The 2,876-nt window shown below is 64.8% G+C and carries 2 protein-coding genes, 1 tRNA gene and 1 pseudogene; all 4 read right to left on the bottom strand.

Annotated features, from left to right (window positions below):
• The coding region (locus ACI38Z_RS05220; protein ID WP_439789130.1) for an ATP-dependent Clp protease proteolytic subunit at positions 1-554 on the bottom strand (554 nt) is incomplete at its 3' end.
• Positions 555-700: 146 nt separating this feature from the next.
• Positions 701-2,050, bottom strand: coding sequence for a trigger factor (gene tig, locus ACI38Z_RS05215; RefSeq protein ID WP_439789129.1), 1,350 nt, complete (start codon positions 2,048-2,050; stop codon positions 701-703).
• Between the two features lie 76 nt (positions 2,051-2,126).
• Positions 2,127-2,213 (bottom strand) — tRNA-Leu (locus ACI38Z_RS05210).
• Between the two features lie 184 nt (positions 2,214-2,397).
• Positions 2,398-2,876 (bottom strand): annotated as a pseudogene (gene carB, locus ACI38Z_RS05205) (carbamoyl-phosphate synthase large subunit); the annotation flags it as partial.

Genomic DNA, 2,876 nt, shown 5'->3' with positions numbered 1-2,876 from the left:
TAGTCCTTGGCCTCCTGCGCGCGCATGTAGTTGTCGCGCTCGGTGTCGGCGTTTATCTTCTCAACAGTCTGACCAGTATACTGCGAGAGCAGCTCGTTCATGTGGTTACGGATCCACTTGGTCTCGTCCGCGACGATCTGGATGTCGGTCTGCTGGCCCTGGGCGCCCGAGCTCGGCTGGTGGATGAGGATCATCGAGTTGGGAAGCGCGAGGCGCTTGCCCGGGGTTCCCGCGGCGAGAAGGACGGACGCCATGGAGGCGGCCATTCCCACGCAGATGGTGGAGACGTCGGGCTTGATGAAGTTCATCGTGTCGAGGATGCCCAGGCCCGCGTAGACCTCGCCGCCGGGCGAGTCGATGTAGAGCGAGATGTCCTTGTCGGGATCCTGGCTCTCGAGGTGCAGCAGCTGCGCGATCACGAGGTTCGCGGAGTCGCGTGTGATCTCCTCGCCGAGGAAGACGATCCTGTCGTTGAGCAGCCTGGAGTAGATGTCGTAGCTGCGCTCGCCGCGCGGCGTCTGCTCGATCACGTACGGGATAAGCGGCGTGTTCATGGGATTGTGCGTTGGGTCTCCTTCCGGTCGTTCGACCCTTCGGTCCCCCGGCCGCGGCCGGGGTATTGTTACCAAAAAGGAAGCAAAAAGCGCTCCGAGGTCTGTGTACCCCCGGAGCGCTTCTCTAGTCCTCTGAAGGGAGAGGGTTACTCGGCGTCCTCAGAATCCGCATCGGAGGCGTCATCCTTCTTGGCGCGAGCCTCGGCGACCTCGTCGACGACGGTCACGGGCGCGTTCTCGACCATCCAGTCGACCGCCTTGGAGCGGCGGATGGATTCGCGGATGGCAGGAAGCTGGCCGCCCTTCCTGAAGTCCTCGATGCGGGAGTCGACGTCGTCGACACCCGCCTTCTCGAACTCTTTGCGGACGTCGTCCTCGGTGGCCTCGAGCTCGAGCTTGTCAGCCAGGGCGTCGAGCGCCAGGGACTGGCGGGCGCGCTCCTCGGCCTGCTCGTGGAGGTCGTTGATGAAGTCCTGGCTCTTGATGTTGCGGGCCTGGAGGTACATGTCAAGGCTGATGCCCTGGCGCTGCAGCTGGCCGAGGACCTCCTGTGCGAGCTCGTTGAAGACCTGGTTCTGGTAGGCCTCGGGGACCTCGTCGAGCGTCAGGTGCTTGCCGATCTCCTCGACGACGCGGTCCTCCTTGAGGGAGGGAAGGCTGGACTTCTTGTCGTTCTCGATGTCCTCCTTCAGGGCGTCGCGGAGCTCGGCCACGGTGTCGAAGCCGAAGTTCTTCTTCGCGAACTCGTCGTCGAGCTCGGGGGTGACGGACTTCTTGATGCCCTTGAGCGTGACGGAGACCTCATAGTTGCGCTGATCGTCACCCTCGCCCTCGGCCCAGGCGATGTCCTTCTGCTCGCCCTTCTTCATGCCGGCGACGCCAGCCTTGAAGTCCTCGGGCAGGTAGTTGCTCGCGAGGTTGAGCTGGCGGTCGGTGCCGGCGAGGCCGGACTTCTGCTCGGCCTTGTCCTCGACGTCGAGCACGACGACGTCGTCCTTCTCGGCCGGGCGGTCCTCCTCGACGTCCTCGAGGGTGTTGCGGTAGCTCATGAGCTGCTCGAGCTGCTGGTCGATCTCGGCCTCGGTGGCCTCCTCGGGCGGCATGTTGATGGCGGGCGCGTCATAGCTGTCGAGCTCGCAGGTGGGCGGCACGGTGACGGTGGCCGTCACGACGAAGTCCTGGTGCTCCACGACGGACAGGGGGTCGTCGCCGTAGTTGGGGTTCTCGACGGGGACGATGTCGAGCTCCTCGAGCATGGCGGGCTGCGCGTCGTTCATGAGGTCCTCGGTGGCCTGGCCCAGGACGGAGTCACGGCCGACGATGCCGTCGATGACGGGACGCGGGGTGTGGCCCTTGCGGAATCCCTGGAACTGGTACTTGTGGGAGATGTCCTTGTACGTCTTGTTGACGTACTTGTCGACCTCGGCGGCAGGGACGGTAATCGTGGCGACTACCTTGCCATTCTCAGGCTTCTCAGCGGTGACGGTAATGTTCAACGTTCCTCCAGTGCTTCTCGTGCCGGGCGACGGGACCCACGTCCCGACGTCTGGCGCAGTTACTTTGCTTTGTTGATGGTGCGGGCGAAAGGATTTGAACCTTCACGAGATCTCTCCCACTGGAACCTAAATCCAGCGCGTCTACCAGTTCCGCCACGCCCGCGAATCAACGCACAGCCTATGCATGATAGCAAACAAGGGCCAGTTTACCCAACACCCAGCAAATCTTTCCATGTGAGTTGCGCAATTTTGGCCGCTAGCGACGGCAGGGCCACAGGGCGAGAAGGACGCGCGCCCGGAAGCGCACGTCCTTCTCAACCGTAGTCCCCTCTCCCCCGCGGCTATGACTACGCGAGGTCCTGCAGTGCGTACACGTCGAGCGAGCTCTGCCGCACCGCCGAGAGCGCCTGCACGAGCGCCGTCGTGGCGGAGAGCGCCGTCACGCACGTGATGCCGCGGCTGACCGCCTCGCCGCGGATCCGGGCGCCGTCGCCGCGCGAGTCGTGCCCGTGCGGCGTATTGATGATGAACGACACGCGGCCGGAGCGCATCTCGTCAAGCGCGTTGGGGTGCCCCTCGCTCAGGTGCCGGCAGACCTCGCAGTCGATGCCCGCGGCGCGCAGGGTCTTGGCCGTGCCGCGCGTGGCCAGGATGTCGTAGCCCAGCCTCCTGAGGGCGAGCGCCACGGGCGCGATGGCGCGCTTGTCGCGGTCGCACACGCTCACGAAGACGCAGCCTTGCTCGGGCATGGCGTAGTCGATGGCCTGCCGCGTCTTGGCGTAGGCCTTGGGGAAGCTGTCCGCCACGCCCATGACCTCGCCGGTCG

This window comes from Parafannyhessea sp. (genome assembly GCF_051876455.1).
Taxonomy (GTDB): domain Bacteria; phylum Actinomycetota; class Coriobacteriia; order Coriobacteriales; family Atopobiaceae; genus Parafannyhessea.
The sequence above is the reverse complement of the archived record's forward strand: the minus strand, read 5'-3'. Positions and strand labels throughout refer to the sequence as shown.